Annotated in this window: 18 protein-coding genes and 1 pseudogene; 8 read left to right on the forward strand and 11 right to left on the reverse strand. The window is 69.5% G+C overall.

Translation table 11 applies throughout. The features are described from left to right. Nucleotides 1-48: 48 nt before the first annotated feature. From prcB to arc, 4 genes are all read right to left on the reverse strand, one after another. Nucleotides 49-894, reverse strand: a complete 846-nt coding sequence (prcB, locus tag ACQEV8_RS08865) for a proteasome subunit beta (RefSeq protein WP_432958785.1) — start codon at nt 892-894, stop codon at nt 49-51. Nucleotides 895-1,231: 337 nt separating this feature from the next. After that, a complete protein-coding gene (locus ACQEV8_RS08870; protein ID WP_019757212.1) occupies nt 1,232-1,450 on the reverse strand; it encodes a ubiquitin-like protein Pup in 219 nt (72 codons plus the stop codon). 178 nt (nt 1,451-1,628) lie between these two features. Next, nucleotides 1,629-3,140, reverse strand: coding sequence for a depupylase/deamidase Dop (gene dop, locus ACQEV8_RS08875; protein ID WP_344985039.1), 1,512 nt, complete (start codon nt 3,138-3,140; stop codon nt 1,629-1,631). Between the two features lie 234 nt (nt 3,141-3,374). Beyond that, nucleotides 3,375-5,141 (reverse strand): proteasome ATPase, encoded by a 1,767-nt coding sequence (gene arc, locus ACQEV8_RS08880; protein ID WP_215122496.1) that lies wholly within the window; start codon nt 5,139-5,141, stop codon nt 3,375-3,377. A 246-nt stretch (nt 5,142-5,387) separates the two neighbouring features. Between arc and ACQEV8_RS08885 the strand changes: the two are divergent. Further along, nucleotides 5,388-5,692, forward strand: a pseudogene (locus ACQEV8_RS08885) (ferredoxin). A gap of 59 nt (nt 5,693-5,751) precedes the next feature. On the opposite strand, the gene ACQEV8_RS08890 reads toward ACQEV8_RS08885, so the two are convergent. The 3 genes from ACQEV8_RS08890 to ACQEV8_RS08900 all read right to left on the reverse strand — a co-directional run bounded on the left by ACQEV8_RS08890 (nt 5,752) and on the right by ACQEV8_RS08900 (nt 8,989). Further along, a complete protein-coding gene (locus tag ACQEV8_RS08890; protein WP_432958788.1) occupies nt 5,752-6,330 on the reverse strand; it encodes a hypothetical protein in 579 nt (192 codons plus the stop codon). 357 nt (nt 6,331-6,687) lie between these two features. Continuing rightward, nucleotides 6,688-7,590 carry a tRNA (adenine-N1)-methyltransferase gene (locus tag ACQEV8_RS08895; RefSeq protein WP_432958790.1) on the reverse strand — a complete coding sequence of 301 codons (903 nt, stop codon included), beginning with the start codon at nt 7,588-7,590 and terminating at the stop codon, nt 6,688-6,690. A gap of 40 nt (nt 7,591-7,630) precedes the next feature. Next, a complete protein-coding gene (locus tag ACQEV8_RS08900) occupies nt 7,631-8,989 on the reverse strand; it encodes a site-2 protease family protein (RefSeq protein ID WP_432958791.1) in 1,359 nt (452 codons plus the stop codon). Between the two features lie 456 nt (nt 8,990-9,445). Here ACQEV8_RS08900 and ACQEV8_RS08905 point away from each other — a divergent pair, with 456 nt between their 5' ends. Both ACQEV8_RS08905 and ACQEV8_RS08910 read left to right on the forward strand, forming a co-directional pair. Next, a complete protein-coding gene (locus ACQEV8_RS08905; RefSeq protein ID WP_432958793.1) occupies nt 9,446-10,432 on the forward strand; it encodes a RecB family exonuclease in 987 nt (328 codons plus the stop codon). A gap of 14 nt (nt 10,433-10,446) precedes the next feature. Further along, nucleotides 10,447-11,118: a response regulator gene (locus ACQEV8_RS08910; RefSeq protein WP_053673884.1), complete on the forward strand. Its 672-nt coding sequence runs from the start codon at nt 10,447-10,449 to the stop codon at nt 11,116-11,118. A gap of 58 nt (nt 11,119-11,176) precedes the next feature. Here the strand turns inward: ACQEV8_RS08910 and ACQEV8_RS08915 are convergent, their stop codons facing one another. From ACQEV8_RS08915 to metH, 4 genes are all read right to left on the reverse strand, one after another. Further along, nucleotides 11,177-12,760, reverse strand: coding sequence for an ABC transporter substrate-binding protein (locus ACQEV8_RS08915; protein ID WP_432958795.1), 1,584 nt, complete (start codon nt 12,758-12,760; stop codon nt 11,177-11,179). A gap of 108 nt (nt 12,761-12,868) precedes the next feature. Next, nucleotides 12,869-14,473 carry an ABC transporter substrate-binding protein gene (locus ACQEV8_RS08920; RefSeq protein ID WP_432958796.1) on the reverse strand — a complete coding sequence of 535 codons (1,605 nt, stop codon included), beginning with the start codon at nt 14,471-14,473 and terminating at the stop codon, nt 12,869-12,871. A 419-nt stretch (nt 14,474-14,892) separates the two neighbouring features. Beyond that, on the reverse strand, nt 14,893-15,594 hold the full coding sequence (locus tag ACQEV8_RS08925; protein WP_432958798.1) for an HAD family hydrolase: 702 nt from the start codon (nt 15,592-15,594) through the stop codon (nt 14,893-14,895). 139 nt (nt 15,595-15,733) lie between these two features. Further along, the gene (gene metH / locus ACQEV8_RS08930; protein WP_432958800.1) at nt 15,734-19,249 is read right to left on the reverse strand and encodes a methionine synthase; all 3,516 of its coding nucleotides are present in this window, start codon (nt 19,247-19,249) and stop codon (nt 15,734-15,736) included. 304 nt (nt 19,250-19,553) lie between these two features. Between metH and ACQEV8_RS08935 the strand changes: the two genes are divergently transcribed. From ACQEV8_RS08935 to ACQEV8_RS08955, 5 genes are all read left to right on the forward strand, one after another. Then, nucleotides 19,554-20,327: an IclR family transcriptional regulator gene (locus ACQEV8_RS08935; protein WP_432958802.1), complete on the forward strand. Its 774-nt coding sequence runs from the start codon at nt 19,554-19,556 to the stop codon at nt 20,325-20,327. Nucleotides 20,328-20,592: 265 nt separating this feature from the next. Next, nucleotides 20,593-21,390, forward strand: coding sequence for an MIP/aquaporin family protein (locus ACQEV8_RS08940; protein WP_432958804.1), 798 nt, complete (start codon nt 20,593-20,595; stop codon nt 21,388-21,390). 88 nt (nt 21,391-21,478) lie between these two features. Next, the gene (glpK, locus tag ACQEV8_RS08945) at nt 21,479-23,017 is read left to right on the forward strand and encodes a glycerol kinase GlpK (RefSeq protein WP_432958806.1); all 1,539 of its coding nucleotides are present in this window, start codon (nt 21,479-21,481) and stop codon (nt 23,015-23,017) included. Between the two features lie 8 nt (nt 23,018-23,025). Then, the gene (locus ACQEV8_RS08950; RefSeq protein ID WP_432958808.1) at nt 23,026-24,642 is read left to right on the forward strand and encodes an FAD-dependent oxidoreductase; all 1,617 of its coding nucleotides are present in this window, start codon (nt 23,026-23,028) and stop codon (nt 24,640-24,642) included. Nucleotides 24,643-24,763: 121 nt separating this feature from the next. Further along, nucleotides 24,764-25,435, forward strand: coding sequence for a FadR/GntR family transcriptional regulator (locus ACQEV8_RS08955; protein ID WP_432958810.1), 672 nt, complete (start codon nt 24,764-24,766; stop codon nt 25,433-25,435). Nucleotides 25,436-25,493: the final 58 nt, after the last annotated feature.

Here is a 25,493-nt window from a genome sequence, read left to right on the forward strand (position 1 = left end):
CCTTTCTGTGGAAGTCACTGGATCACCTTGACAAGAAACGGCCGCTGTCTACAGCAGCGAGGCCCGCGGACCGTCCGGCTGCTCCAGGCGCCGCGCCAGGATCGAGCGGGCGATCTCGGAGGATTCCTCATCGGTGAGCCGGCGGAAGCCGTCCTCGGTGATCACGGTGACGATCGGGTAGATCCGGCGGGCGACATCGGGACCGCCCGTCGCCGAGTCGTCGTCGGCCGCGTCGTACAGGGCCTGGATGACGAGGGTCGTGGCCTCTTCCTCGCTCAGATCGTCACGGTAGAGCTTCTTCATGGCGCCGCGCGCGAAGATCGAGCCGGATCCGGTGGCCGCGAAGTTCGTCTCCTCGGAGCGGCCGCCCGTCACGTCGTACGAGAAGATCCGGCCACTGTCGCGGCTCACGTCGTACCCCGCGAACAGCGGCACCACGGCCAAGCCCTGCATGGCCATGCCGAGGTTGGAGCGGATCATCGTCGACAGCCGGTTCGCCTTGCCCTCCAGGGACAGCTGCGCGCCCTCGACCTTCTCGAAGTGCTCCAGCTCCAGCTGGAACAGCTTCACCATCTCCACGGCCAGACCCGCCGTGCCGGCGATGCCCACCGCGGAGTACTCGTCGGCCGGGAAGACCTTCTCGATGTCACGCTGCGCGATGACGTTCCCCATCGTCGCCCGGCGGTCACCGGCCAGGACGACGCCCCCGGGGAACGTCACGGCGACGATCGTGGTCCCGTGCGGCGCCTCGATCACGCCCTGGGTGGGAGGCAGTTGCCGGTTGCCGGGCAGGATCTCCGGCTGGTGCTCGGACAGGAAGTCCATGAAGGAGGAGGACCCTGGCGTCAGGAAGGCAGCTGGTAGACGCCCGGTGCTACGAGTGTTGGCTTCCACGCGATTCCTTCCACGTATGCGACAGCCCGCCCTGTGACGTCGGGCCGATCCTTTGGAACAACCCCGGTCCGGTTGCGACCGGGGGCACGGTATGTCTCGGACCCTACCCGTCCTTCGGCGGTGATCCACATGTCCGGCGGGACCAACTCCGCCGGATCGACGCCGCACTTGCCGCCCGCGCACGACCGGCGGGGGCCGCCCGGGCCCGGGACGCCACCGACGCCCGGAGCGCCGTACACGGAGGCATCACGTCACCTACTGCCCCGCGCACAGCGCTCCGCGCTCCGCCCGTCCGTCACCCGTGCCCGTTCACCTTCGGAATGAAGGCAAAGGCGCCTTACTGGCCACCCTTTTGAACGAAGGAGCGCACGAAGTCCTCGGCGTTCTCCTCGAGGACGTCGTCGATCTCGTCCAGAACCGAGTCCACGTCGTCGCTCAGCTTCTCCTGACGCTCCTTGAGGTCCTCCGAAGCCTGCGTCTCCGCCGCCTGCTCCTCGACCTCCTCGGTGGACCGGGTGGCCTTCTGCTGTCCGCCGCCGGTGTCCTTGGTCGCCATATCCCTCACCCCGCTCGGTTCGCCCGACACAGTTGCTCGGTCAAGATCAGACCCTACTCGCCGGGTCTGACAATGGCCCCGCAGTTGCTCCAACGTACGGGGACCACCTCGATGATTCCCGGACCCGGGATTTTCCACCCTGTCCGGCCGCCTCCTCCCGAGTACCCACGGAACGCGATCATCCGCCGGACAGGACCCTGACCAGGTCTTCCGCCGTGCGGCAGCGGTCCAGGAGCTCCTTGACGTGATTACGCGTTCCGCGAAGCGGTTCCAGGGTTGGGACGCGCTGCAGGGAGTCGCGGCCCGGCAGATCGAAGATCACCGAGTCCCAGGAGGCCGCCGCGACATCGTCCGCGTACTGCTCCAGGCAGCGACCACGGAAGTACGCGCGAGTGTCCTCAGGCGGGGCCGTACGGGCCCGCTCGATGTCCGCCTCGGTCAGCAGCCGCTTCATGCGCCCGCGGGCCACCAGACGGTTGTACAGGCCCTTCTCGGGCCGCACGTCGGCGTACTGGAGGTCGACCAGGTGCAGCCGCGCCGCGTCCCAGTCGAGGCTGTCCCGGCGCCGGTAGCCCTCCATGAGCTCCCGCTTGGCGACCCAGTCCAGCTCGCCGGCCAGGCTCATCGGGTCGTGCTCCAGACGGGTGAGAGTGTCCTCCCACCGCGACAGGACGTCCTTGGTCTGGTCGTCGGCGTCGGCCCCGAACCGCTCCTCCACGTACTTGCGGGCGAGCTCGTAGTACTCCATCTGCAGCTGGACCGCGGTGAGCGTCCGGCCGCTGCGGAGGGTGACCAGGCGCTTGAGCGACGGGTCGTGCGAGACCTGGTGCAGCGTGCGAACCGGCTGGTCGACGGCCAGGTCGACCGCGATGAAGCCGTCCTCGATCATCGACAGGACGAGAGCCGTCGTACCCAGCTTCAGATACGTCGAGATCTCCGACAGGTTCGCGTCGCCGATGATCACATGCAGGCGGCGGTACTTCTCGGCGTCCGCGTGCGGCTCGTCGCGGGTGTTGATGATCGGGCGCTTGAGCGTCGTCTCGAGGCCGACCTCCACCTCGAAGTAGTCGGCCCGCTGACTGAGCTGGAAGCCGTGCTCGTGCCCGTCCTGGCCGATGCCGACGCGGCCCGCCCCGGTGAAGACCTGCCGGGAGACGAAGAACGGCGTCAGATGGCGCACGATGTCCGAGAAGGGGGTCTCCCGCTTCATCAGGTAGTTCTCGTGCGTGCCGTAGGACGCGCCCTTGTTGTCGGTGTTGTTCTTGTACAGGTGGATCGGCTGGGCACCGGGCAGCTGTGCGGCCCGCTCCGCGGCCTCGGCCATGATCCGTTCGCCGGCCTTGTCCCAGAGGACGGCGTCCCGGGGGTTGGTCACCTCGGGGGCGCTGTACTCGGGGTGCGCGTGGTCGACGTAGAGCCGTGCACCGTTGGTGAGGATCACGTTGGCCAGGCCGATGTCCTCGTCGGTGAGCTGGCTGGAGTCGGCGGCCTCGCGGGCGAGGTCGAAGCCTCGCGCGTCCCGCAGCGGGTTCTCCTCCTCGAAGTCCCAGCGAGCCCGGCGGGCCCGGTGCATCGCAGCCGCGTAGGCGTTCACGATCTGGGACGAGGTGAGCATGGCATTGGCGTTGGGGTGGCCGGGGACGGAGATCCCGTACTCCGTCTCGATGCCCATTACTCGCCGTACGGTCATGCGGCCCTCCTTGCCCGGCGGCACCCTCGGTCGTGGGCGCCACTCAGATACCGCTGGCGCTCGGTTGCGTGTGCGGTGCCCGTCCCCGCACTGCGCGACTTGGCGGTACGGAAGAGCCTAGAACGCCTTTGCGCTGGTGGGGAGATCATTTGCGTCATTGCGTTGCTCCAGCCGTGGCCTGAAAAACAGTCGGCTGCGGGTACCCGCCGAGGGCACCCGCAGCCGCCCTGCCTTTTACAGGTACTGACCGGTGTTCGCCACCGTGTCGATGGAGCGTCCGGTGTCCGCGCCCTGCTTTCCGGTGATGAGCGTACGGATGTACACGATCCGCTCGCCCTTCTTTCCGGAGATCCGGGCCCAGTCGTCCGGGTTGGTGGTGTTGGGCAGGTCCTCGTTCTCCTTGAACTCGTCCACGCAGGCCTGGAGGAGGTGGGAGACGCGGAGACCCTTCTGGTTCTTCTCGAGGAAGTCCTTGATCGCCGACTTCTTGGCACGGCCGACGATGTTCTCGATCATGGCGCCGGAATTGAAGTCCTTGAAGTAGAGGACTTCCTTGTCACCATTGGCGTAGGTGACCTCCAGGAAGCGGTTCTCCTCGGACTCTGCGTACATCTGTTCGACGGCCGTCTGGATCATGCTCTGGACCGTGGAGGCCTTGGAGCCGCTGTGCTCGGCGACGTCGTCACCGTGCAGCGGGAGGCGCTCGGTGAGGTACTTGCCGAAGATGTCCTTGGCCGCCTCGGCGTCCGGACGCTCGATCTTGATCTTCACGTCGAGCCGGCCGGGCCGCAGGATGGCGGGGTCGATCATGTCCTCACGGTTGGAGGCGCCGATCACGACCACGTTCTGCAGACCCTCCACACCGTCGATCTCGGCGAGCAGCTGCGGGACGATGGTGTTCTCCACGTCCGAGCTGACACCGGAGCCACGGGTGCGGAAGAGCGACTCCATCTCGTCGAAGAAGACGATGACGGGGGTGCCCTCGCTGGCCTTCTCACGGGCCCGCTGGAAGACGAGGCGGATCTGCCGCTCCGTCTCACCGACGTACTTGTTCAGCAGCTCCGGGCCCTTGATGTTGAGGAAGAAGCTCTTGCCTGCGGCCTGGCCGGTCACCTCGGCGACCTTCTTGGCCAGCGAGTTGGCCACGGCCTTGGCGATCAGGGTCTTTCCGCAGCCAGGGGGCCCGTACAGCAGGACGCCCTTCGGCGGCCGCAGTTCGTGCTCCTTGAAGAGGTCCGGGTAGAGATACGGGAGCTCGACCGCGTCGCGGATGGCCTCGATCTGGCCGCCGAGACCGCCGATCTGCTCGTAGCCGATGTCGGGGACCTCTTCGAGGACGAGCTCCTCGACCTCGCTCTTCGGCACGACCTCGTAGACGTAGCCGGAGCGGGGTTCGAGCAGGAGGGCGTCGCCGGGACGGATGGTGACGTCCAGCAGCGGCTCCGCGAGCCGCACCACCCGCTCCTCGTCGGTGTGCCCGAGCACCAGGGCCCGCTCGCCGTCCTCGAGGATCTCCTTGAGGGTGACGATGTCTCCGACGCTCTCGTACTCCATGGCCTCGACCACGTTGAGCGCTTCGTTGAGCATCAATTCCTGGCCGCGCCGGAGCTCGTCGAGCTCGACGCTGGGGCTGACATTTACCCTGAGCTTGCGGCCGCCGGTGAAGATGTCGGCGGTGCCGTCCTCGTTCGCCTGCAGGAAGACCCCGAAGCCGGCCGGCGGCTGCGCGAGCCGGTCGACCTCCTCTTTGAGGGCCACAATCTGGTCACGGGCCTCACGGAGCGTGTTGGCGAGCCGCTCGTTCTGCGCGGACACGCCGGCCAGATTGGTCTGCAGCTCGACGATCCGCTCTTCGAGAATCCTCGTGTGCCGCGGAGAGTCGGCGAGCTTGCGCCGCAGGACGGCGATCTCCTGCTCAAGGTAGGCGATCTGCCCGGCCGGGTCGTCGGACCCGCGTCCCGGGCGGATGCCGCGGTTCATGTCGTCGTCGTGGGCTGCCACGGTCCTCACCTCCTCCAAGGGGAGCTGGACGCTTCCAGACCCTACCTGGGCGGGTGTCGATTGAAACCCCTAGATCACAAAGACGGTCGGGGTGTGTCCGATCTTCACCCTTGCGCTCTCCCTCACGCCAGGGGAATACCCACCGAACATGAATGGAACCCAGCCGGAGGTAGGGTCGAAGCGTTCAACACCCGTCAGAGCTGGCCGGATTCCCGATACGGCTCGACGCATGAAACGGCAGGAGACATGAGCGTGCAGCAGGAGGCCGGGGTCGACGGCGAGGCTCTGGAGGTCTGGATCGACCAGGACCTGTGTACCGGCGACGGCATCTGCGCCCAGTACGCGCCCGAGGTGTTCGAGCTGGACATCGACGGTCTGGCCTATGTGAAGAGCGCGACGACGAGCTGCTCCAGGACAAGGGCGCCACAACGCCCGTACCGCTGCCGCTTCTCACGGACGTGGTCGACTCCGCGAAGGAGTGTCCGGGCGAGTGCATCCACGTACGTCGAGTTTCGGACAGGGCCGAGGTCTACGGACCGGACGCGGAGTGACTCCTTCCATACACTCCGTCACTCCTGTCTGATATCTCACACGCACCGGCGCACACGCCTCACACGCTGCGGGCGCCGGACGGTGTCGAGCGGACGAACGCGCCGTTCTGCCAACGCCATTTCACGTCGCTCTTCACGTCGGGGCAGCAACGCGGCACGTCGGCCGACGAGTAGCCGAAGAGCGTGGCCGTGACGGCGCCCCGGCGTACGGCGAAGTCACTGACGGTGTTGCCGTCCTTGGGGTCGAGCAGGGTCGCCACCACGCGCGGCTTGCCGCCGGCGCCGTCCCCGGTGAGGACGTAGACCCCGTCCGGCGGGGTGCCCATCGGGGAGTCGCAGTGGACCACGGCCACCGTCTCGGGGGAGCCGTCGCCGTCGAGGTCTCCGGAAGCCCGCTTCTTCACCACGGCCTTCACCGGGCCGCACTCGATCGGGAAGGTCACCGCGGCCGGGTCGGGCGGGGCGAGGGCCGCCGGGGCGCTCCTCGTCTCGGGGGCGGCCGCCTGGGCCGCCGTCGCCGCACCCGGCTGCAGGAACGAGGAGAGGGCCATGACGCCGGCGACGGCCGTGGCGGTGGCGAGCCAGTGGATGGGGCGGGTGTGGGTGTGGGCGAGCTCCGGGACGGCGGAAGGCTGCACTAGGAGGGTCTCCTGAGGGCTGTGCCGGTGGGATGGCCAAGGGGGATGGCCAAGATGGTGCCACACGTCACACCACGTGGGAACGGCAGGGTGTGCACGTCCTGTGCCGGGGAAGTCAGAAGGGTTACGGTTCCTGCCGCTGTGTCAGCGGGCCCGCTCGCGCACGGGCCGCTGTCGCCGCGCATCGCGTCGGCGGGGCGGGCCGCGGTTGTGTTCTGTCAGGTCAACCGATAAGCGCCGTGGTTCACCCGCGGCGGCCGTCAGGGACAACAGAAAGGCGCCGTGGCGGAGTTCCCTGAGTGGATCCGGGAACTCCGCCACGGCGCCTGCGCGTTGGGTGCGGCAGTGGGGCCGCCCTCAGCGGCCGGCGCCGCCGTCGGCGTTGGGTCCGGCGTAGTCCTCGCCGTAGGCGCCCTTGGCGGGGCGGCGGCGGCGCATGGGCGGCTCGACGCCGTCGGCGAGGCGGCGGGCGGTGAGCAGGAAGCCGGTGTGGCCGATCATCCGGTGGTCCGGGCGCACGGCCAGGCCCTCGATGTGCCAGTTGCGGATCATCGACTCCCAGGCGCTCGGCTCGTTGAAGCAGCCGATCTCGCGGATGGACTCGACGGTCCGGGCGAGCTGGGTGGTGGTCGCCACGTAGCAGCACAGGATGCCGCCGGGGACGAGGGCCTTGGAGACGGCCTCAAGACACTCCCAGGGGGCGAGCATGTCGAGGATGACGCGGTCCACGTCGGCGTCGGACAGGTTGTCCTGGAGGTCACCGACGGTGAGCTCCCAGGCGGGGTGCGGGCCTCCGAAGTAGCGCTCGACGTTCGCCTGGGCGATCTCGGCGAAGTCCGCGCGGCGCTCGTAGCTGTGCAGCATGCCCTGGTCGCCGATGGCGCGCAGCAGGAAGCTGCTGAGAGAGCCGGAGCCCACGCCGGCCTCGACGACGCGAGCGCCGGGGAAGATGTCGGCGAAGGCGAGGATCTGCCCCGCGTCCTTCGGGTAGACGACGGCTGCCCCGCGGGGCATGGACAGGACGTAGTCGGGGAGCAGGGGGCGCAGCGCGAGATAGGCGACGTTACCGGTGGTGCGGACAACGCTGCCCTCGGGAGCGCCGATCAGTTCGTCGTGGGGGAAGGAACCCTTGTGGGTGTGGAAGTTCTTCCCGGCCTCGAGCGTGAACGTGTAGTGGCGGCCCTTGGGGTCGGTCAGCTGAACCTGGTCCCCGACCTTGAAGGGCCCGCGCCTGCGGGCGGCACCGGTCGGTTCGGACATGTGAACAGCCTACCGGTCCCCGGAGGGGGCGCCGACCACTTCAGCTGGGCCTTGCCATGGCCTTCACGAAGGCCCGCTCCACGTCGGCCGCCGACAGGACGCCGTAGATCTCGCCGGTCTCCTCGACGACGAGGTACTCGGTGGCGGGCGTCGCCCTGAGGGCGTCGAGGAGTTCCTCGCCCGACAGATCCGCCGAGACGCGCATGCCGTCGGTGAGGTCCTGGGCGAGGCCGCTGACCGCGACCCAGGGGCGGCGGTGTTCGGGTACGCCGACGATCGCGGCCTCGCGGACCAGGGAGAGGGGTTTGCCGTCGGCGTCGACGACGACCAGGGCGCGGGCTCCGGCGCTGTTGGCGCGGCGCAGGGCCTCCGAGAGCGGGGTGTGGGTCTCGACGGGGACCGCGCGGCGGGTGAGCGCCCGGGCGCGCAGCTCGGGGAGGTGCTCGCGCAGCCGGGCCATGCGCAGGCTGTTGCCGGCGCCGGTCCAGATGATCGCGGCGAGGATGGCGGCGAGCAGGGCGTCCAGGACGGTGTCCATGCCGACGTTGTCGACGGCGTCGGAGCCGAGGGCGCCGGACTGGGTCAGCAGCGGCAGGCCGATGAGGACGGAGACGGCGAGGGCGCGGCCGACCCAGGCGGCGGCGACGGTGCCGGTCATCGGCTTGCCGGTGATCTTCCAGATCACGGCGCGGAGCATGCGGCCGCCGTCGAGGGGCAGGCCGGGCAGGAGGTTGAACGCGGCGACGATGAGGTTGGAGATCATCAGGCCGGCCAGCAGGACGCCCGGGACGGTGCCGGGGTCCACGGTCTGCATGGCGAGGTAGAAGACGCCCGCGAGCAGGAGGGAGAGCAGGGGCCCGACGAAGGCGAGCACGAACTCGCGGCCGGGGGTCTCGGCCTCCTTCTCGATCTCGGAGACGCCGCCGAAGAACTGGAGCTGGATGCGGCGGACCGGGAGCTTGAAGCGGAGGGCTGCGACGGTGTGGGCCAGTTCGTGGACGAGCACGGAGGCGTAGAAGGCGACCGCGAAGAACAGGGAGACCAGGTAGCGGGCGGCGCCGAGCTCGGGCAGGACGCGCTCCAGCTGCCCGCCGAACACCCAGGTGATCAGCGCGGCGACGAGGAACCAGCTGGGCGCGACGTACACGGGCACCCCGAAGGGCCGTCCCATGAGCAGGCCGCCCCGCGGCTCCGGCGGCCGCTGGGGGGCGGGCCCCTTGCCGTCGGCGGAGTGGGCGAGGGGGCGCTCGCCGGTGCCGGGCGCGGCGGGCTCGGTACGGCTGTTCGAGTCAGGGGTGGAGGGCTGTTGCCGGGGGTCCGGGGTGCCGGGGTCCGGGGAGGGGGTCGCACCGGCGTTCCGGCCGGTCGCGGAGTCACCTGTCGGGCCGGGCTTCCGCAACGAGGGACGGTCGCCTTCCGCCGCGCCGGAGTCCTGGCCCTCGACGGAGTCGCCCTCGGCGTCCGGTCCGGGCGGCGGTGTGGTCGCGGGGCCTGCCGCCGGGGTGTCCTCGTGCTGCTCGGGGGGAAACGCCGTCCGTCCGTGGGCTGTTCGTCGGCGGCGGTCGGGTCGGTGGCCCGGGGCGGAGCCCCTGTGTGGCGCTCGGCCGACTCGTCGTTGCCGGACCGCGGCTGCCCTCGCCCGCCGCTCTCGTCCACCGGTGTCCCCTCGTTCGAAGCGTCTCCCGCGCCTGCCGGCCGGGAGGGTCCCGAGTCGATGGTATGCGTCCGTCGAGGTGCCTTCCGCCCCGGCACCCCTGTGTTTCCCGTCCGTCCCGTCCCTTCCCCGCTCCTCGCACCGTCCGCGGCCCGGCCCGCGGATGGGTCACTGTCAGTGGCGGCCCGTATGGTCTGGGGCATGGAGACGAGCACCGAGGGCGCCGCGCAGCCCGACAGCAGCCCTGCCGCGGCGGTGGATCCACCGGTCCCGGCCGGGTCCGTGGAGACGGTCATCGAGACGGCGGTGGAGACGGCGCCCGTGACCGCGCCGACCGCCATACCGCCCTCGGCACTGTCCCCCTCGCGTGCGAGCGACTTCATGCAGTGCCCACTGCTCTACCGCTTCCGGGTCATCGACCGGCTGCCGGAGAAGCCGAGCGAGGCGGCGACCAGGGGCACGCTGGTGCACGCGGTCCTCGAGCGGCTCTTCGACGCCCCGGCGGCCGAGCGCACGGCGCCCCGGGCGAAGTCGCTGATCCCGGGCCAGTGGGACCGGCTGCGCGAGTCACGGCCGGAGGTCGTGGAGCTGTTCGCCGACGATCCGCAGGGCGAGCGGCTGGCACGCTGGCTGGGCGAGGCGGAGCAGCTCGTCGAGCGCTGGTTCTCCCTGGAGGACCCCAGCCGGCTCGAGCCGGCCGAGCGGGAGCTGTTCGTCGAGACCGAGCTGGACTCCGGGCTGCGGCTGCGCGGGATCATCGACCGGGTCGATGTCGCCCCGACGGGCGAGGTCCGGATCGTCGACTACAAGACGGGGAAGGCACCGAGGCCCGAGTACTCCGAGGGCGCCCTCTTCCAGATGAAGTTCTACGCCCTCGTGGTCTGGCGGCTGAAGAACGTGGTGCCGCGGCGGCTCCAGCTGGTGTATCTGGGCAACGGTCAGGTGCTGACGTACGACCCGGTCGTCGCCGACCTGGAGCGGGTCGAGCGCAAGCTGCTGGCGCTGTGGGAGGCGATCCGGCTGGCGACGGAGACGGGCGACTGGCGGCCGCGCCCCACGAAGCTGTGCGGCTGGTGCGACCACCAGGCGCACTGCCCGGAGTTCGGCGGTACTCCCCCGCCCTATCCGTTGCCGGTGAGGGCGGCGGAGTCCGGCGGGCCCGCGCAGGGCAGAATGGGGCCGGACTAGCTAAGGAGACTTACGTGGCCATCCGTGTCCTACTGGTCGACGACCAGCCGTTGCTCCGCACGGGCTTCCGGATGATTCTGGAGGCCGAGCAGGACATCGCGGTCGTCGGCGAGGCCGGAGACGGCCTCCAGGCGCTCGACCAGGTGCGGGCCCTGCAGCCCGACGTGGTCCTGATGGACATCCGCATGCCGCGGATGGACGGTGTGGAGGCGACCCGGCAGATCACGGGCCCCGAGCGGGACGGCCCGGCGAAGGTGCTGGTGCTGACCACCTTCGACCTCGACGAATACGTGGTGGAGGCCCTGCGCGCCGGTGCCAGCGGCTTCTTGCTGAAGGACGCCCCGGCCAACGAGCTGGTGCAGGCGATCCGGGTCGTGGCCGGCGGCGAGGCGATGCTCGCGCCGAGCATCACGCGCCGGCTGCTCGACAAGTACGCCACACATCTGCCGTCCGGTGACGAGCCGGTGCCGGACACGCTGCACACGCTCACCGACCGCGAGGTCGAGGTGCTGAAGCTGGTGGCGCGCGGACTGTCCAACGCCGAGATCGCCGCCGACCTGTTCGTCAGCGAGACCACCGTCAAGACGCACGTCGGGCATGTGCTGACCAAGCTGGGCCTGCGCGACCGGGTACAGGCCGCGGTGTACGCGTACGAGAGCGGGCTGGTGCGCCCCGGCGCGCAGTGACGCCGGCAACGTGAAGGGCGCCCCCTGCCTCGGCAGGGGCGCCCTTCACGTGTGTGCGTCACGCGTCCTTGCTCAGCTCCCAGAAGCGGAACACTGTCGACGCGTCGAGGCAGTACTCCAGTCCGTAGACACCTTCGCGGGCGACCGCGTACTGCTTGGCCTGCCACACCGGCAGGACGGGGAGTTCGTCGGCGACGATGTCCTGCAGCTCCCCGAACTCCTTGTCGGTGGCGGCGCGGTTGGTCAGGGCCGCGGTGCTCGGGATGAGCGTGCCGGTGATGGTGTCGTTGTCGTAGTTGTTGCCCAGCACGTTGCCCTTGCCGAAGAAGGGGGCCGTGAAGTTGTCGGCGTCCGGGTAGTCCGGCACCCAGCCCTTCACGTAGACGCCGTACTTGCCGGCCGCGATGTCCTTCTCGTACTGGGCGAAGGGGACCGACTTGACGTCCGCGTCGAACAGGCCGCTGGCGTTGAGCTGGCCGGCGATGGCCGTCAACTCCTGGTCGGTGGCGGGTCCGTAGCGGGACGGGGTCGACCAGAGGGTCAGCTTCACCTTGCCGGTGATGCCGTCGGCGCGCAGCGCGTCGGCCGCCTTGGACCGGGAGGGGCGGGCGCCGTAGGTGTCGAAGAAGGCCGTGTTGTGGCCCGCGACACCGGCCGGGATGATCGAGTACAGCGGGGTCGCGGTGCCCTGGTAGACGTCCTTGATGAGGGCTTCGCGGTCGAGCAGGTGAGCGATGGCCTTGCGTACGCCGATCTTTCCGGCGACCGGGTCGTCCATGTTGAACACCAGGTGCTGGACCTCGGCGCTGCTGCCCTCGACGACCTCGGCGCCGGTGCCGTCGTCGGCCTTCTCCATGTCGGCGATGTCGCCCGCGGTGAGACCGCGGTAGGCGATGTCGACTTCCTCGTTCTGGATGGCCTGCTTCAGGGCGGTCTGGTCGCCGTCGAAGAACTTCAGCGTCACGCCGGTGTTGCTCACCTTGGCGCTCCCCTTGTAGCTCTCGTTGACGGAGAAGACGGCCTGGCCGTCGTCGAACGAGTCGAGCTTGTAGGGGCCGGAGCCGACGGCCCCGCCGTCCTTGCGCAGCTTGCCCGCGTCGTACTCGTTGTGGTCGACGATGGAGCCGGCGCCGGAGGCGATCTTGCTGGGGAAGGTGGCGTCGGACGTGTTGAGGTGGAAGACGACCGTCTGCTCGTCCGGGGTCTCGACCTCGTCCAGCGTGGGGAACATGATCGCGGGCCCGTCGGGGTCGTTGATCTTCAGCATCCGCTCGAAGGAGAACTTGACGTCCTCCGAGGTGAGGGCGTCACCGTTGCTGAACTTGAGGCCGTCCTTCAGCGTGCACCGGTAGACCGAGCTCTGTGTGTCGGTGAAGGAGCAGCTCTCGGCGGCCTCGGGCTGCGGTTCCGTGGCGCCCTTGGGGAAGCTGAGCAGCGACTGGAAGACGTTGTTGAACAACAGCCAGGAGCCGGGGTCGTAGCCGGAGGCCGGGTCGGTGGCCAGGACGTCGTCGGACATCCCCACCACCACGTTGGAGCCTTCCCCCGCGGAGTCCCCGCTCTCCGTGCCGCAGCCGGTCAGCAGGCCGGAGGCGAGCCCCGCCACGATCGGCAGGACCGGCCACTGGTTGCGTATGTTCACGTGTGTGCCTTGTCGTCGGTTCTCGAGAACACCCGGAGCATGTCCCTGGCTCCGGGGCACGGCTCCCCGGGGGCCGCGGTCACAGGCCCCGGGGTTCCTGCGGGTACGTCAGCCGCTCACGCCCCGCCCGAGCTCCCACAGCTGGAGCGTGGACGCGGAGTTGAGCGCGTAGGCGGTACCCGTGATGTCGTCGCGCGCGGCGACGTACTGCTTGCCCTGCCACAGCGGCAGCACCGGCACGTCGGAGGCGACGATGTCCTGAATGTCCGTCAGGCTGGTGGAGGCGGACAACCGGTCCGCCTCACGGCGGGACTCCGGGATCAGGGTGTTGCGGATCTGGCTGTTGTCATAAGGCGAGCCAAGGGTGTTGTCCCTGTCGAGGAACGGCGCGAGGAAGTTGTCGGCGTCCGGGAAGTCGGGGAACCAGCCCATACCGTAGACGTCGTACTCACCCTTCTTCTCGGCCGGGCGGAAGGTGTCCCACGGCGTTCCCTTGATGGTTACGTCGAACAGGCCGCTGGAGTTCAGCTGGTCGCGCAGGACCTCGAACTCCTTCTTCGTTGCCGGGCCGTAGTGGTCGGTCGTGTAGTGCAGGGTCAGCTTCACCGGGGTGGTGACGTTCGCCTGGTTCAGCAGGGAGCGGGCCTTGGTGACGTTCGCGTCGCCGTACTTGTTGAAGAACGAGTTGGAGTGGCCCGTGACGCTGGCCGGGACCAGCGAGTACAGCGGCTCGGCCTGGGAGCCGTAGACCTTGGAGACCAGGGCGCTGCGGTTGACGACCTGGGCCATCGCCTGGCGCACGGCCTTGGACTCGACGGTCGGGGCGTCGGTGTTGAAGCCCAGGTAGCGGATCTCCAGGCCGGGCATCTCGACGAGGTCGATGCCGGTGTCCGTGTCGCCCGAGAGCTTGCGGATCTGGTCCGGCGACATGGTGCGGGTCATCAGGTCGATGTCGCCCTTGTCGAGCGCTTCACCCATGGCGTCGGTGTCCTTGAAGGAGACCATGTCGATCTTGTCGTTGTTCACCTTGAGGTTCCCCTTGTAGTCGGGGTTCCGGGTGAACTCGGCCCTGACCAGTTCGTCGTTCTCGACGTCGGCCTTGAGGGTGTACGGGCCGGAGCCTTCGAGGTCGAAGCCGTCGCGCAGCTTGTTCTTCGGGTAGTCGTCGGGGTCGACGATGCCGGCGACCGGGGTCGACAGCTTGTACGGGAAGGTGGCGTCGGCGGTCTTCAGATGGAAGATGACGTCGTGTTCGCCCTGCGTCTCGACGGTGTCGATGGTGGACAGCAGCGCGAACACGCCGCTGTCGGCCTTGAGCGAGCGGGCGCGGTCGATGGAGTACTTCACGTCGGACGCGGTGACGGGGTCGCCGTTCGCGAACTTCAGGCCCTCGCGCAGGGTGCAGGCGTAGCGCTCGTTGCCCGTGTCGGTGAAGCCGCACCTCTCGGCCGCCTCCGGCACCGGGTCGCCCTCGCCGCGCGGCTGGATCATCAGGGTCTGCACGGTCTGGCGCAGGATGTTCCAGGTGCCGACGTCGTAGGCGTACGCAGGGTCGAGGGGTGCGGGGGCGTCCTTCGAGGCGGTGAACCGGTCCGTGGTGCCGACGACGATCGCACCGCCGTCGTCGCTCCCGCTGTCGGACCCGCCGCAGGCGGCGAGCACCGGCGCGAGCAGGCCGATCACGGCCGGCAGCACCAAAATCTTGCGGTTCATGCTCGAGTTTCTCCACAGCTGTCGACTCCGTGTACCCGGCATGCAGGGGTGGCGCAGCGGATCACGGGGGTGGGGCGATGTTCTCGCAACGAGATTAGTCCGGGCCGGCAGGAAGGTTCACAGCGACCGGAGTTGAGCCCTCATCACGCTGCGGAACCGGGCGTGGACACACCGAAAACCCGATGGCGGAAGCTTTGGTGCAGCGTTCCACCAATCGGGACACAAAGGCACTCCAGAAGCCCCCCGCTGCACACGCGGGAGCCGCTGTCGACCCCCGGTGGCGTGGGGAACGTCACACTGCAAACGGGTTCCGGAGTGCGGTAATTCGACGGATCGGAGAACGCCCGAAGATCGTCCGGAGAGGGTCGAATTCAGCTGCGAAATTACTGCCTTAACCGCACTGCACGCTGGGTGAACAGCTAGCGCATTTCCGTCATCAGCCCGTGCAGAAATGTCAGGTCGACCTCTTCGAGGGAGGTGACGACCGTACGGCGGAGGGCCGGGGCGATGGGGGCCACGGAGGGCACCGCCACGACCTGGCAGCCCGCGGCCTCGGCGGCGGCGACCCCGGTCGCGGTGTCCTCGATGACGGCGCACCGGGCCGGATCCGCGCCGAGGCCGGCGGCCGCCGCCAGGTACGGGTCCGGGTGGGGCTTGGTGCGCGGCACCTCGTCACCGGCAACCGTCAGACGGAAGTGGTGCGCGCCGAGCGAGGTCAGCACGCGGTCGATGATGCGCCGGTGCGACGCGGAGACCAGGGCCGTCGGGATCTCGTACTCGTACAGCTCGGCCAGCAGCCGGCCGGCGCCCGGCATCAGCGGCAGGGCGCGGTCGATGCGGTCCTCGAAGCCGTTGTTGAGCAGCACGGTGAGCTCGTCGAGAGTGATGTCGGCGCCGGTGGCCTCGATCAGGAACCCCGCGCTGCGGGTCATGGGGCCGCCGACCACGACATGGCGCCAGGACTCGTCGAGCGTGTGGCCGAGGGAGGCGAAGACCTCGGCCTCGACGTCCCACCAGAAGCCCTCCGTGTCCACCAGGGTGCCGTCCATGTCGAGGAGCACCGCCTGCAGGGCGGAGCCCTCGGCCGTGCGGGTTCCGAGCGCGGGGACCGTACTGGTCATCCACGTACCTCCTTGAGGGACGTTCAGGCCGGCTCCCACGAGGGGAACCGGCCTGCGGTGGACCGACCAGTCTACGTCGTGCGCGGACGATGCGCCTCTTTTGGCCCGTGTGCCCGGTGAGGCGGCTCAGCGGGGCGGCTCAGCGGGCGTTGAAGTACTTCGCCTCCGGGTGGTGGATCACGATGGCGTCCGTGGACTGCTCGGGATGCAGCTGGAACTCCTCGGACAGGTGGACGCCGATGCGCTCCGGCTGGAGCAGGTCGGCGATCTTGGCGCGGTCCTCCAGGTTGGGGCAGGCGCCGTAGCCGAGGGAGAAGCGCGCGCCCCGGTACTTCAGTTCGAACATGCCCTGCATCTCGTCCGGGTCCTCGCCGGCGTAGCCGAGTTCGGAACGCACGCGCGCGTGCCAGTACTCGGCGAGCGCCTCGGCCAGCTGTACGGACAGTCCGTGCAGTTCGAGGTAGTCACGGTAGGCGTTGGCCTCGAACATCCGGGCGGTCTCCTCGCCGATGCGCGAGCCGACGGTGACGATCTGGAGGCCCACGACGTCCGTCTCGCCGGACTCCTCCGGGCGGAAGTAGTCGGCCAGGCACAGGCGGCGGCCCCGGCGCTGGCGCGGGAAGGTGAAGCGGGTGCGCTCGTTGCCCCGCTCGTCCAGGAGGATCAGGTCGTCGTCCTTGGAGACGCACGGGAAGTAGCCGTAGACCACGGCCGCCTCCAGGAGGTTCTCCGTCTGGAGCCGGTCCAGCAGGCCGCGCAGCCGGGGCCGGCCCTCGCTCTCGACGAGTTCCTCGTACGAGGGGCCGTCGCCGGCGCGGTTCTGCTTCAGGCCCCACTGGCCCTTGAACAGGGCGCCCTCGTCGAGCCAGCTCGCGTACTCCTTGAGCTGGATGCCCTTGATCACACGCGTGCCCCGGAAGGGCGGCTCGGGGACGGGGTTGTCGGTGGCGACGTCGGAGCGGACGTGCCCCTCCTCGGGGCGCTCCTCGGCCACGGCCGCCGCGGTGGCCCGCACGCGGCGCTGCTTCAGCTCGGGCAGCTTCGCTCCCGGCACGCCCCGCTTGACGCCGATCAGCGCGTCCATCAGGCGCAGTCCCTCGAAGGCGTCGCGGGCGTAGCGGACCTCGCCCTCGTAGATCTCGTGCAGATCCTGCTCGACGTAGGCCCGGGTGAGGGCGGCGCCGCCGAGGATGACCGGGAAGTTCGCCGCAAGGCCGCGCTGGTTCAGCTCCTCCAGGTTCTCCTTCATGATCACGGTGGACTTGACCAGGAGCCCGGACATGCCGATGACGTCGGCCCTGTGCTCCTCGGCGGCGTCCAGGATCGCGGAGACCGGCTGCTTGATGCCGAGGTTGACGACGTTGTAGCCGTTGTTGGACAGGATGATGTCGACGAGGTTCTTGCCGATGTCGTGGACGTCGCCGCGGACGGTGGCCAGGACGATGGTGCCCTTGCCCTCGTCGTCGGACTTCTCCATGTGCGGTTCGAGGTGGGCGACGGCCGTCTTCATCACCTCGGCGGACTGCAGGACGAACGGCAGCTGCATCTGGCCGGAGCCGAACAGCTCGCCGACGACCTTCATGCCGTCCAGCAGGATCTCGTTGACGATGTCGAGGGCGGGGCGCTCCTGGAGGGCCTCGTCGAGGTCCGCTTCGAGGCCGTTCTTCTCGCCGTCGATGATGCGCCGCTTCAGGCGCTCGTCCAGCGGCAGGGCGGCCAGTTCCTCGGCCTTGCCGGCCTTGAGGGACTTGGCGGTGGCGCCCTCGAACAGCTGCATGAGCTTCTGGAGCGGGTCGTAGCCCTCGGCGCGGCGGTCGTGGACCAGGTCCAGGGCCGTCTGGACCTCTTCCTCGCTGAAGCGGGCGATCGGGAGGATCTTCGACGCGTGCACGATCGCCGAGTCCAGGCCCGCCTTGACGCACTCGTCGAGGAAGACGGAGTTGAGCAGGATGCGGGCGGCCGGGTTGAGGCCGAAGGAGATGTTGGAGAGGCCGAGGGTGGTCTGCACCTTCGGGTGGCGCCGCTTCAGCTCCCGGATGCCCTCGATGGTGGCGATGCCGTCCTTGCGGGACTCCTCCTGGCCGGTGCAGATGGTGAAGGTCAAGCAGTCGACGAGGATGTCCTCCTCGTGGATGCCCCAGTTCCCGGTCAGGTCGTCGATGAGGCGTTCGGCGATCTCGACCTTCTTCTCGGCGGTGCGGGCCTGGCCCTCCTCGTCGATGGTCAGCGCGATGAGGGCGGCGCCGTGCTCCTTGGCGAGCTGGGTGACCTTGGCGAAGCGGGACTCGGGGCCGTCGCCGTCCTCGTAGTTCACCGAGTTGATCACCGCGCGGCCGCCGAGCTTCTCCAGGCCGGCCTGGATGACGTCGATCTCGGTCGAGTCCAGCACGATCGGCAGAGTGGAGGCGGTGGCGAAGCGGCCGGCCAGCTCCTCCATGTCGGCGGCGCCGTCCCGGCCGACGTAGTCGACACACAGGTCGAGCATGTGCGCGCCTTCGCGGATCTGCTCCCGGGCGATCTCCACGCAGTCGTCCCAGCGGGCGTCCAGCATGGCCTCGCGGAACTTCTTCGAGCCGTTGGCGTTGGTGCGCTCACCGATGGCCAGGTAGGAGGTGTCCTGCCGGAACGGCACGCTCTGGTAGAGGGAGGCCGCGCCCGGCTCGGGCTGCGGGCTGCGCTCGGTCGGGGTGACGTCCCGGACGCGCTCGACCAGCTGGCGCAGGTGCTCGGGGGTGGTGCCGCAGCAGCCGCCGACGAGGGACAGGCCGTAGTCCTGGACGAAGTTCTGCTGGGCGTCGGCCAGGCCCTCGGCGTCGAGCGGGAAGTGGGCGCCGTCCTTGGTCAGGATCGGCAGGCCGGCGTTCGGCATGCACAGCAGCGGGATGCGCGAGTGGCGCGTCAGGTAGCGCAGGTGCTCGCTCATCTCGGCGGGGCCGGTGGAGCAGTTCAGGCCGATCATGTCGATGCCGAGGGGCTCCAGCGCGGTCAGCGCCGCGCCGATCTCGGAGCCGAGCAGCATGGTGCCGGTGGTCTCGAAGGCCATCGAGCACAGCAGGGGCACGTCGACGCCGGTGGCCTCCATGGCCCGGCGGGCGCCCAGGATGGACGCCTTTGTCTGGAGCAGGTCCTGCGTGGTCTCCACGAGCAGCGCGTCGGCGCCGCCGGCGAGCATGCCCTCGGCGTTGGCCTGGTAGCCGTCGCGGATGGTGGCGTACGCGACATGGCCGAGCGTGGGCAGCTTGGTGCCGGGGCCGACGGAGCCGAGCACCCAGCGCGGCCTGCCGTCCCGGGCGGCGTACTCGTCGGCCACCTCGCGGGCGATCCGGGCGCCCGCCTCGGACAGCTCGTGCACGCGGTCGGAGATCTCGTACTCCGCCGCGGCCGTGTGGTTGGCGCCGAAGGTGTTGGTCTCGACGCAGTCCACGCCCACCGCGAAGTACGCGTCGTGGACGGAACGGACGATGTCCGGCCGGGTCAGGTTCAGGATCTCGTTGCAGCCCTCGAGATTCTCGAAGTCCTCGAGCGTGGGGTCCTGTGCCTGGAGCATGGTGCCCATGGCTCCGTCGGCCACCACCACACGGGTGGCCAGGGCCTCTCGGAGCGCGGACACGCGGGTCCGGCTGTCTGCGGAAGGGGTCAGCGGCAACGAGGCCATGTAAAGGGCTCCCTCGGATGCGACGGCTGTCGGCTTTGCGGCTTCCCGGACATCCGGAGGGCATCCGGGGAAGGGCGCACCGCGCCAGCGTAACCGGGAGTCGGCTTGGATGGGCAGCGCGTCCACGAGGCGGACGCCGATGGCGGCGGGGCGGCCGTCGGGCGTCCGATGAACCGTCTGTGACGCAACAAATGGCGTCCGGCCATTAGCGAGAGGTCGGCATCGACCGGTAGTGTTCGACATTGCCGAACAAGGGCTGTGGTGCCGCTTGTCGGCGGTCGAAGGGGACGGAGGCAGTACGGCGATGGCACGGAACATCCAGTCGCTCGAACGGGCGGCCGCGATGCTGCGGCTGCTCGGGGGCGGCGAGCGACGGCTCGGCCTGTCGGACATCGCCTCCTCGCTGGGCCTGGCCAAAGGCACCGCCCACGGCATCCTGCGCACGCTCCAGCAGGAGGGTTTCGTGGAGCAGGACGACGCCTCCGGGCGCTACCAGCTGGGCGCGGAGCTGCTGCGCCTGGGCACCACCTACCTCGATGTGCACGAGCTGCGGGCACGCGCCCTGGTGTGGGCCGACGACCTGGCCCGTTCCAGCGGCGAGAGCGTCTACCTGGGCGTCCTGCACCAGCAGGGCGTGCTGATCGTGCACCACGTCTTCCGGCCCGACGACAGCCGGCAGGTCCTGGAGATCGGGGCCATGCAGCCGCTGCACTCCACGGCCCTGGGCAAGGTGCTGTCCGCCTACGACCCGGTGGCGCACAGCGAGGCCCTGGAGAACGACCGCAAGGCGTTCACCGACCGGACCGTGTGCGATCCGGAGGACTTCGAGCACCTCCTCGACCTCACCCGCGCACGTGGTTACGCGGCGGACGTCGAGGAGACCTGGGAGGGCGTCGCCTCCCTCGCCGCACCCATCCACGACCGGCGGCGCATGCCCGTCGGCTCGGTCGGCATCACCGGCGCCGTGGAGCGGCTGTGCCGGTCCGACGAGGAGCGCGCGGTGCGGCCGGAGCTGATCGCGGCCGTCCGGGACTGCGCCCGCGCGGTGTCGCGGGACCTGGGCGCCGGGCGGTTCTGACGGCACGCGGCGGGGCCGGGGCGTCGTACGGCGTTCCGGTCCTCGGCATGTCCGGGCTCACCTGCGGCAAGGATCCAGGAGACCAAGGCGATCAGTAACGATCGTATTTTCGACAACAGAGCCCTTGACGTGCTCGTAACCCCGAAGCAAGACTCCCGTCCATCGGTCGACATTGTCGAACAGCTACCGGCAATACGCGCTAGAGTGGGACAACGCCAGGCCGGTATCGAACTTCACCCCTGGACGAAGGACAAAGGAGTCGCGGGTGTCCAGCTCCGACATCTTCATCGGCGAGACCATCGGTACCGCCATACTCATCCTCCTCGGCGGCGGCGTCTGCGCCGCCGTCACACTGAAGGCCTCCAAGGCCCGCAACGCCGGCTGGCTCGCCATCACCTTCGGGTGGGGCTTCGCGGTGCTCACGGCGGTCTACACCACGGCGCCGCTGTCCGGCGCCCATCTCAACCCGGCCGTGACGCTCGCGCTCGCCATCAAGGACGGCGACTGGAAGAACGTCCCCGTCTACTGGGCCGGACAGGTGCTCGGCGCCATGATCGGCGCGGCCCTGGTCTGGATCGCTTACTACGGCCAGTTCCAGGCGCACCTCACCGACCGCGAGATCGTCGGCGGTCCGGGTGCGCAGGACACCGTGGCGGCCAAGGCCGTCGAGGCGCAGGAGAAGGGCGCCGGCCCCGTGCTGGGCGTCTTCTCCACCGGACCCGAGGTCCGGGTCGCCTGGCAGAACCTGGCCACGGAGATCATCGGCACCATCGTGCTGGTGCTCGCCGTGCTCACCCAGGGCCTGAACGACAAGGGCAACGGCCTGGGCACCCTGGGTGCCCTGATCACCGCGCTCGTGGTGGTCTCCATCGGTCTGTCCCTCGGCGGCCCGACGGGGTACGCGATCAACCCGGCCCGTGACCTCGGTCCGCGTATCGTGCACGCCCTGCTGCCGCTGCCCAACAAGGGCGGCTCCGACTGGGGCTACGCCTGGATCCCGGTGGCCGGTCCGCTCATCGGCGGGGCCATCGCCGCAGGCATCTACAACGTCGCATTCGCTTAGGAACAGTCATTTCGCACCTCGCGAGACGAAACTCTCAGCACGCGCCGTACGTAAAGCCCCTTAAACACGGAACTTCCAGGAGCACACAGTGACCGACGCGCACACCGCCGGCCCCTTCATCGCCGCCATCGACCAGGGCACGACCTCCTCCCGCTGCATCGTCTTCGACCGCGACGGCCGGATCGTCTCCGTCGACCAGAAGGAACACGAGCAGATCTTCCCGAAGCCGGGCTGGGTCGAGCACAACGCCACCGAGATCTGGACGAACGTCCAGGAGGTCGTCGCCGGGGCCATCGCCAAGGCCGGCATCACCCGCGACGACATCAAGGCCATCGGCATCACCAACCAGCGCGAGACGACCGTGCTGTGGGACAAGAACACCGGTGAGCCCGTCCACAACGCCATCGTCTGGCAGGACACCCGCACCGACGCCCTCTGCCGCGACCTCGGCCGCAACGTCGGCCAGGACCGCTTCCGCCGCGAGACGGGCCTCCCCCTGGCCTCCTACTTCGCCGGGCCCAAGGCCCGCTGGCTGCTCGACAACGTCGACGGGCTGAAGGAGCGCGCCGAGGCGGGCGACATCCTCTTCGGCACCATGGACACCTGGGTCATCTGGAACCTGACCGGCGGTGCCGACGGCGGCAAGCACGTCACGGACGTCACCAACGCCTCCCGCACGATGCTCATGAACCTGCACACCATGCAGTGGGACGACAAGATCTGCGAGTCCATCGGCGTCCCGAAGCGGATCCTGCCCGAGATCCGCTCCTCCGCCGAGGTCTACGGCGAGATCACCGGCGGAAAGCTGGGCGACCTGCTCGGCGGCATCCCGGTCGCCTCCGCGCTCGGCGACCAGCAGGCGGCCCTGTTCGGCCAGACCTGTTTCGCCGAGGGCGAGACCAAGTCGACCTACGGCACCGGCACCTTCATGGTGATGAACACCGGTGACAAGATCATCAACTCGTACAGCGGCCTGCTGACCACCGTGGGCTACAAGATCGGCGACCAGAAGACGGTCTACGCCCTGGAGGGCTCGATCGCGGTCACCGGTTCGCTGGTGCAGTGGATGCGCGACCAGATGGGCCTGATCTCCACCGCCGCCGAGATCGAGACCCTCGCCCTGTCGGTCGAGGACAACGGCGGCGCCTACTTCGTGCCGGCCTTCTCGGGCCTGTTCGCCCCGTACTGGCGCTCCGACGCCCGCGGTGTGATCGCCGGCCTGACCCGGTACGTCACCAAGGCGCACCTCGCGCGCGCCGTCCTGGAGGCCACCGCCTGGCAGACGCGGGAGATCGCCGACGCCATGACGAAGGACTCCGGCGTCGAGCTGACCGCCCTCAAGGTCGACGGCGGCATGACCAGCAACAACCTGCTGATGCAGACACTCTCGGACTTCCTGGACGCCCCCGTGGTGCGCCCGATGGTCGCCGAGACCACCTGCCTCGGCGCCGCCTACGCCGCCGGCCTCGCCGTCGGCTTCTGGAACAGCACCGACGACCTGCGCGCCAACTGGCGCCGGGCCGCCGAGTGGACCCCCCGCATGGACGCGGAAATCCGCGACCGTGAGTACAAGAGCTGGCTCAAGGCCGTCGAGCGGACCATGGGCTGGCTCGAGGACGAGGAGTAAGAAACAGCATGACCACTCAGTCCACCCTGCAGTCCGTACCTGCCCTGGGGACGCACCCGGCCTCCGGCTCGAACCCGAGCCGAGCCGAGACCAGGGAGCAGCTCGCCAAGGCGTCGTACGACCTTCTCGTGATCGGCGGCGGCATCCTGGGCATCTCCACCGCCTGGCACGCCGCGCAGTCCGGCCTCAGGGTGGCTCTGGTCGACGCCGGCGACTTCGCCGGTGCCACGTCCTCCGCCTCTTCCAAGCTTCTCCACGGCGGTCTGCGCTACCTGCAGACCGGCGCGGTGAAGCTGGTGGCGGAGAACCACTTCGAGCGCCGTGCGGTCTCCCGCCAGGTGGCCCCCCACCTGGCGAACCCGCTCACGTTCTACCTCCCCGTGTACAAGGGCGGGCCGCACGGCGCGGCGAAGCTCGGGGCGGGCGTCTTCGCCTACTCCGCGCTCTCCGCGTTCGGTGACGGCGTCGGCCACCTGCTCTCGCCGGCCAAGGCCGCGCAGGACGTGCCGGAGCTGCGCACCGAGAACCTCAAGGCCGTGGCCGTGTACGGCGACGACCAGATGAACGACGCGCGCATGGCGCTGATGACCGTCCGCGGCGCAGTGGAGGCGGGCGCGGTCGTCCTCAACCACGCCGAGGTGACCGGCCTGCGCTTCACCCAGGGCCGCGTCACGGGCGCCGAGCTGAAGGACCGCCTGTCCGGCGACGAGTTCGGCGTCAACGCACGGCTGGTGCTGAACGCGACCGGCCCGTGGGTCGACCACCTGCGCCGCATGGAGAACGCGAACGCCGCGCCGTCCATCCGGCTGTCGAAGGGCGCGCACCTGGTCCTGAAGCGCACCTCCCCCTGGAAGGCCGCGCTCGCCACTCCGATCGACAAGTACCGCATCACCTTCGCCCTCCCCTGGGAGGACATGCTGCTGCTCGGCACCACCGACGAGGAGTTCGAGGGCGACCCGGCGGATGTCTCGGTCACCGAGAAGGACACGGCCCAGATACTCGACGAGGCCGCCTTCTCCGTCCGCGACCAGCAGCTGAGCCGCGACCTCATCACCTACTCCTTCGCGGGCCTGCGGGTGCTGCCGGGCGGCCCCGGCGACACCTCCAAGGCCAAGCGCGAGACGGTCGTCACCGAGGGCCGGGGCGGCATGCTGTCCGTCGCGGGCGGCAAGTGGACCACCTTCCGGCACATCGGCCGGACGATCATGCAGAAGCTGGAGTCGCTGCCGGGCCACCCCCTGGGCGACGACTTCGAGCCGATCAGCTCGCTGCCGAAGAAGCTGCCGCTGCCCGGCATCGCCAACCCGCGCGCGGTCGCCCACCGGCTGCTCACCGACCGCCCGGCGCCCGGCCCCCGCATGGGAGCCGACACCGCCAAGCACCTGGCCACGCACTACGGCTCGCTGGCGTTCGACATCGCTCGTATGGCCAACGACAGCCCGGAGCTCGCCGAGCGCGTGCACCCGGACGCCCCGGAGATCTGGGCGCAGGTCGCCTGGGCCCGGGACCACGAGTGGGCCGAGACGCAGGACGACGTGCTGCGCCGCCGGACGACGCTGACGATCCGCGGCCTGGCCACGGACGACGTCCGCGCCAAGGTCCAGGACCTGCTCGACAAGAAGTAGGCGCGATACGGGCCCCGTGCGCGAAGGGGCGGCTCCCCGCCGACGGAGCCGCCCCTTCCCCGTGTCCGTGGCCGCATAATGACGTGATACGTCGGAGGTCTTACGCGACAGGAGGCCGGCCATGGCAGTCACCGACGAGGCGATCGAGAAGATCAAGGGCATGATCGTCTCCGGCGCGCTGCGCCCGGGCGACCGGCTGCCCAAGGAGAGCGAGCTCGCCGCCGATCTCGGCCTGTCCCGCAACTCCCTGCGGGAGGCAGTGCGGGCGCTGTCGCTCATCCGGATCCTGGACGTCCGGCAGGGCGACGGCACTTATGTGACAAGTCTCGACCCGCAACTCCTGCTGGAGGCGATGAGCTTCGTCGTGGACTTCCACCGCGACGACACGGTCCTGGAGTTCCTCGCCGTACGCCGCATCCTGGAGCCGGCCGCGACGGCCATGGCGGCGCTGCGGATCAGCGAGCAGCAGCTGGACGCGCTCTCGGCCCAGCTGGACAGGCTCGGCGACGCCCCGTCCGTGGAGGATCTCGTCGCCTGCGACCTGGAGTTCCACCGGGGCATCGTGCACAGCTCGGGCAACTCCGTGCTGTGCTCGCTGCTCGACGGGCTGTCCGGCCCCACCACCCGAGCGCGGATCTGGCGCGGCCTCACCCAGGAGGACGCCGTGGGCCGCACCCTGCGCGAGCACCGGGCGATCCTCGCCGCCCTGCGCGACCGGGACGCCGAGGCGGCTCGCTCGTGGGCGACCGTGCACATCGCGAGCGTCGAGCAGTGGCTGCGTTCCACGCTGTGACCGGAGCCTCACGGACAGCTCGGATGAATCCGGGGTGTTCAGGGGCAGCTCGCGGGGC

The sequence above is a fragment of the Streptomyces sp. CA-179760 genome (genome assembly GCF_050937045.1).
Lineage (GTDB): Bacteria > Actinomycetota > Actinomycetes > Streptomycetales > Streptomycetaceae > Streptomyces.

What these genes read in the sequence shown, in the direction of transcription:
- metH (WP_432958800.1), bottom strand. Translation starts at nt 19,249, where the DNA reads ATGGCCTCGTTGCCGCTGACCCCTTCCGCAGACAGCCGGACCCGCGTG.
- ACQEV8_RS08925 (WP_432958798.1), bottom strand. Translation starts at nt 15,594, where the DNA reads ATGACCAGTACGGTCCCCGCGCTCGGAACCCGCACGGCCGAGGGCTCC.
- ACQEV8_RS08955 (WP_432958810.1), top strand. Translation starts at nt 24,764, where the DNA reads ATGGCAGTCACCGACGAGGCGATCGAGAAGATCAAGGGCATGATCGTC.
- ACQEV8_RS08920 (WP_432958796.1), bottom strand. Translation starts at nt 14,473, where the DNA reads ATGAACCGCAAGATTTTGGTGCTGCCGGCCGTGATCGGCCTGCTCGCG.
- ACQEV8_RS08870 (WP_019757212.1), bottom strand. Translation starts at nt 1,450, where the DNA reads ATGGCGACCAAGGACACCGGCGGCGGACAGCAGAAGGCCACCCGGTCC.
- ACQEV8_RS08895 (WP_432958790.1), bottom strand. Translation starts at nt 7,590, where the DNA reads ATGTCCGAACCGACCGGTGCCGCCCGCAGGCGCGGGCCCTTCAAGGTC.
- dop (WP_344985039.1), bottom strand. Translation starts at nt 3,140, where the DNA reads ATGACCGTACGGCGAGTAATGGGCATCGAGACGGAGTACGGGATCTCC.
- ACQEV8_RS08950 (WP_432958808.1), top strand. Translation starts at nt 23,026, where the DNA reads ATGACCACTCAGTCCACCCTGCAGTCCGTACCTGCCCTGGGGACGCAC.
- ACQEV8_RS08905 (WP_432958793.1), top strand. Translation starts at nt 9,446, where the DNA reads ATGGAGACGAGCACCGAGGGCGCCGCGCAGCCCGACAGCAGCCCTGCC.
- ACQEV8_RS08935 (WP_432958802.1), top strand. Translation starts at nt 19,554, where the DNA reads ATGGCACGGAACATCCAGTCGCTCGAACGGGCGGCCGCGATGCTGCGG.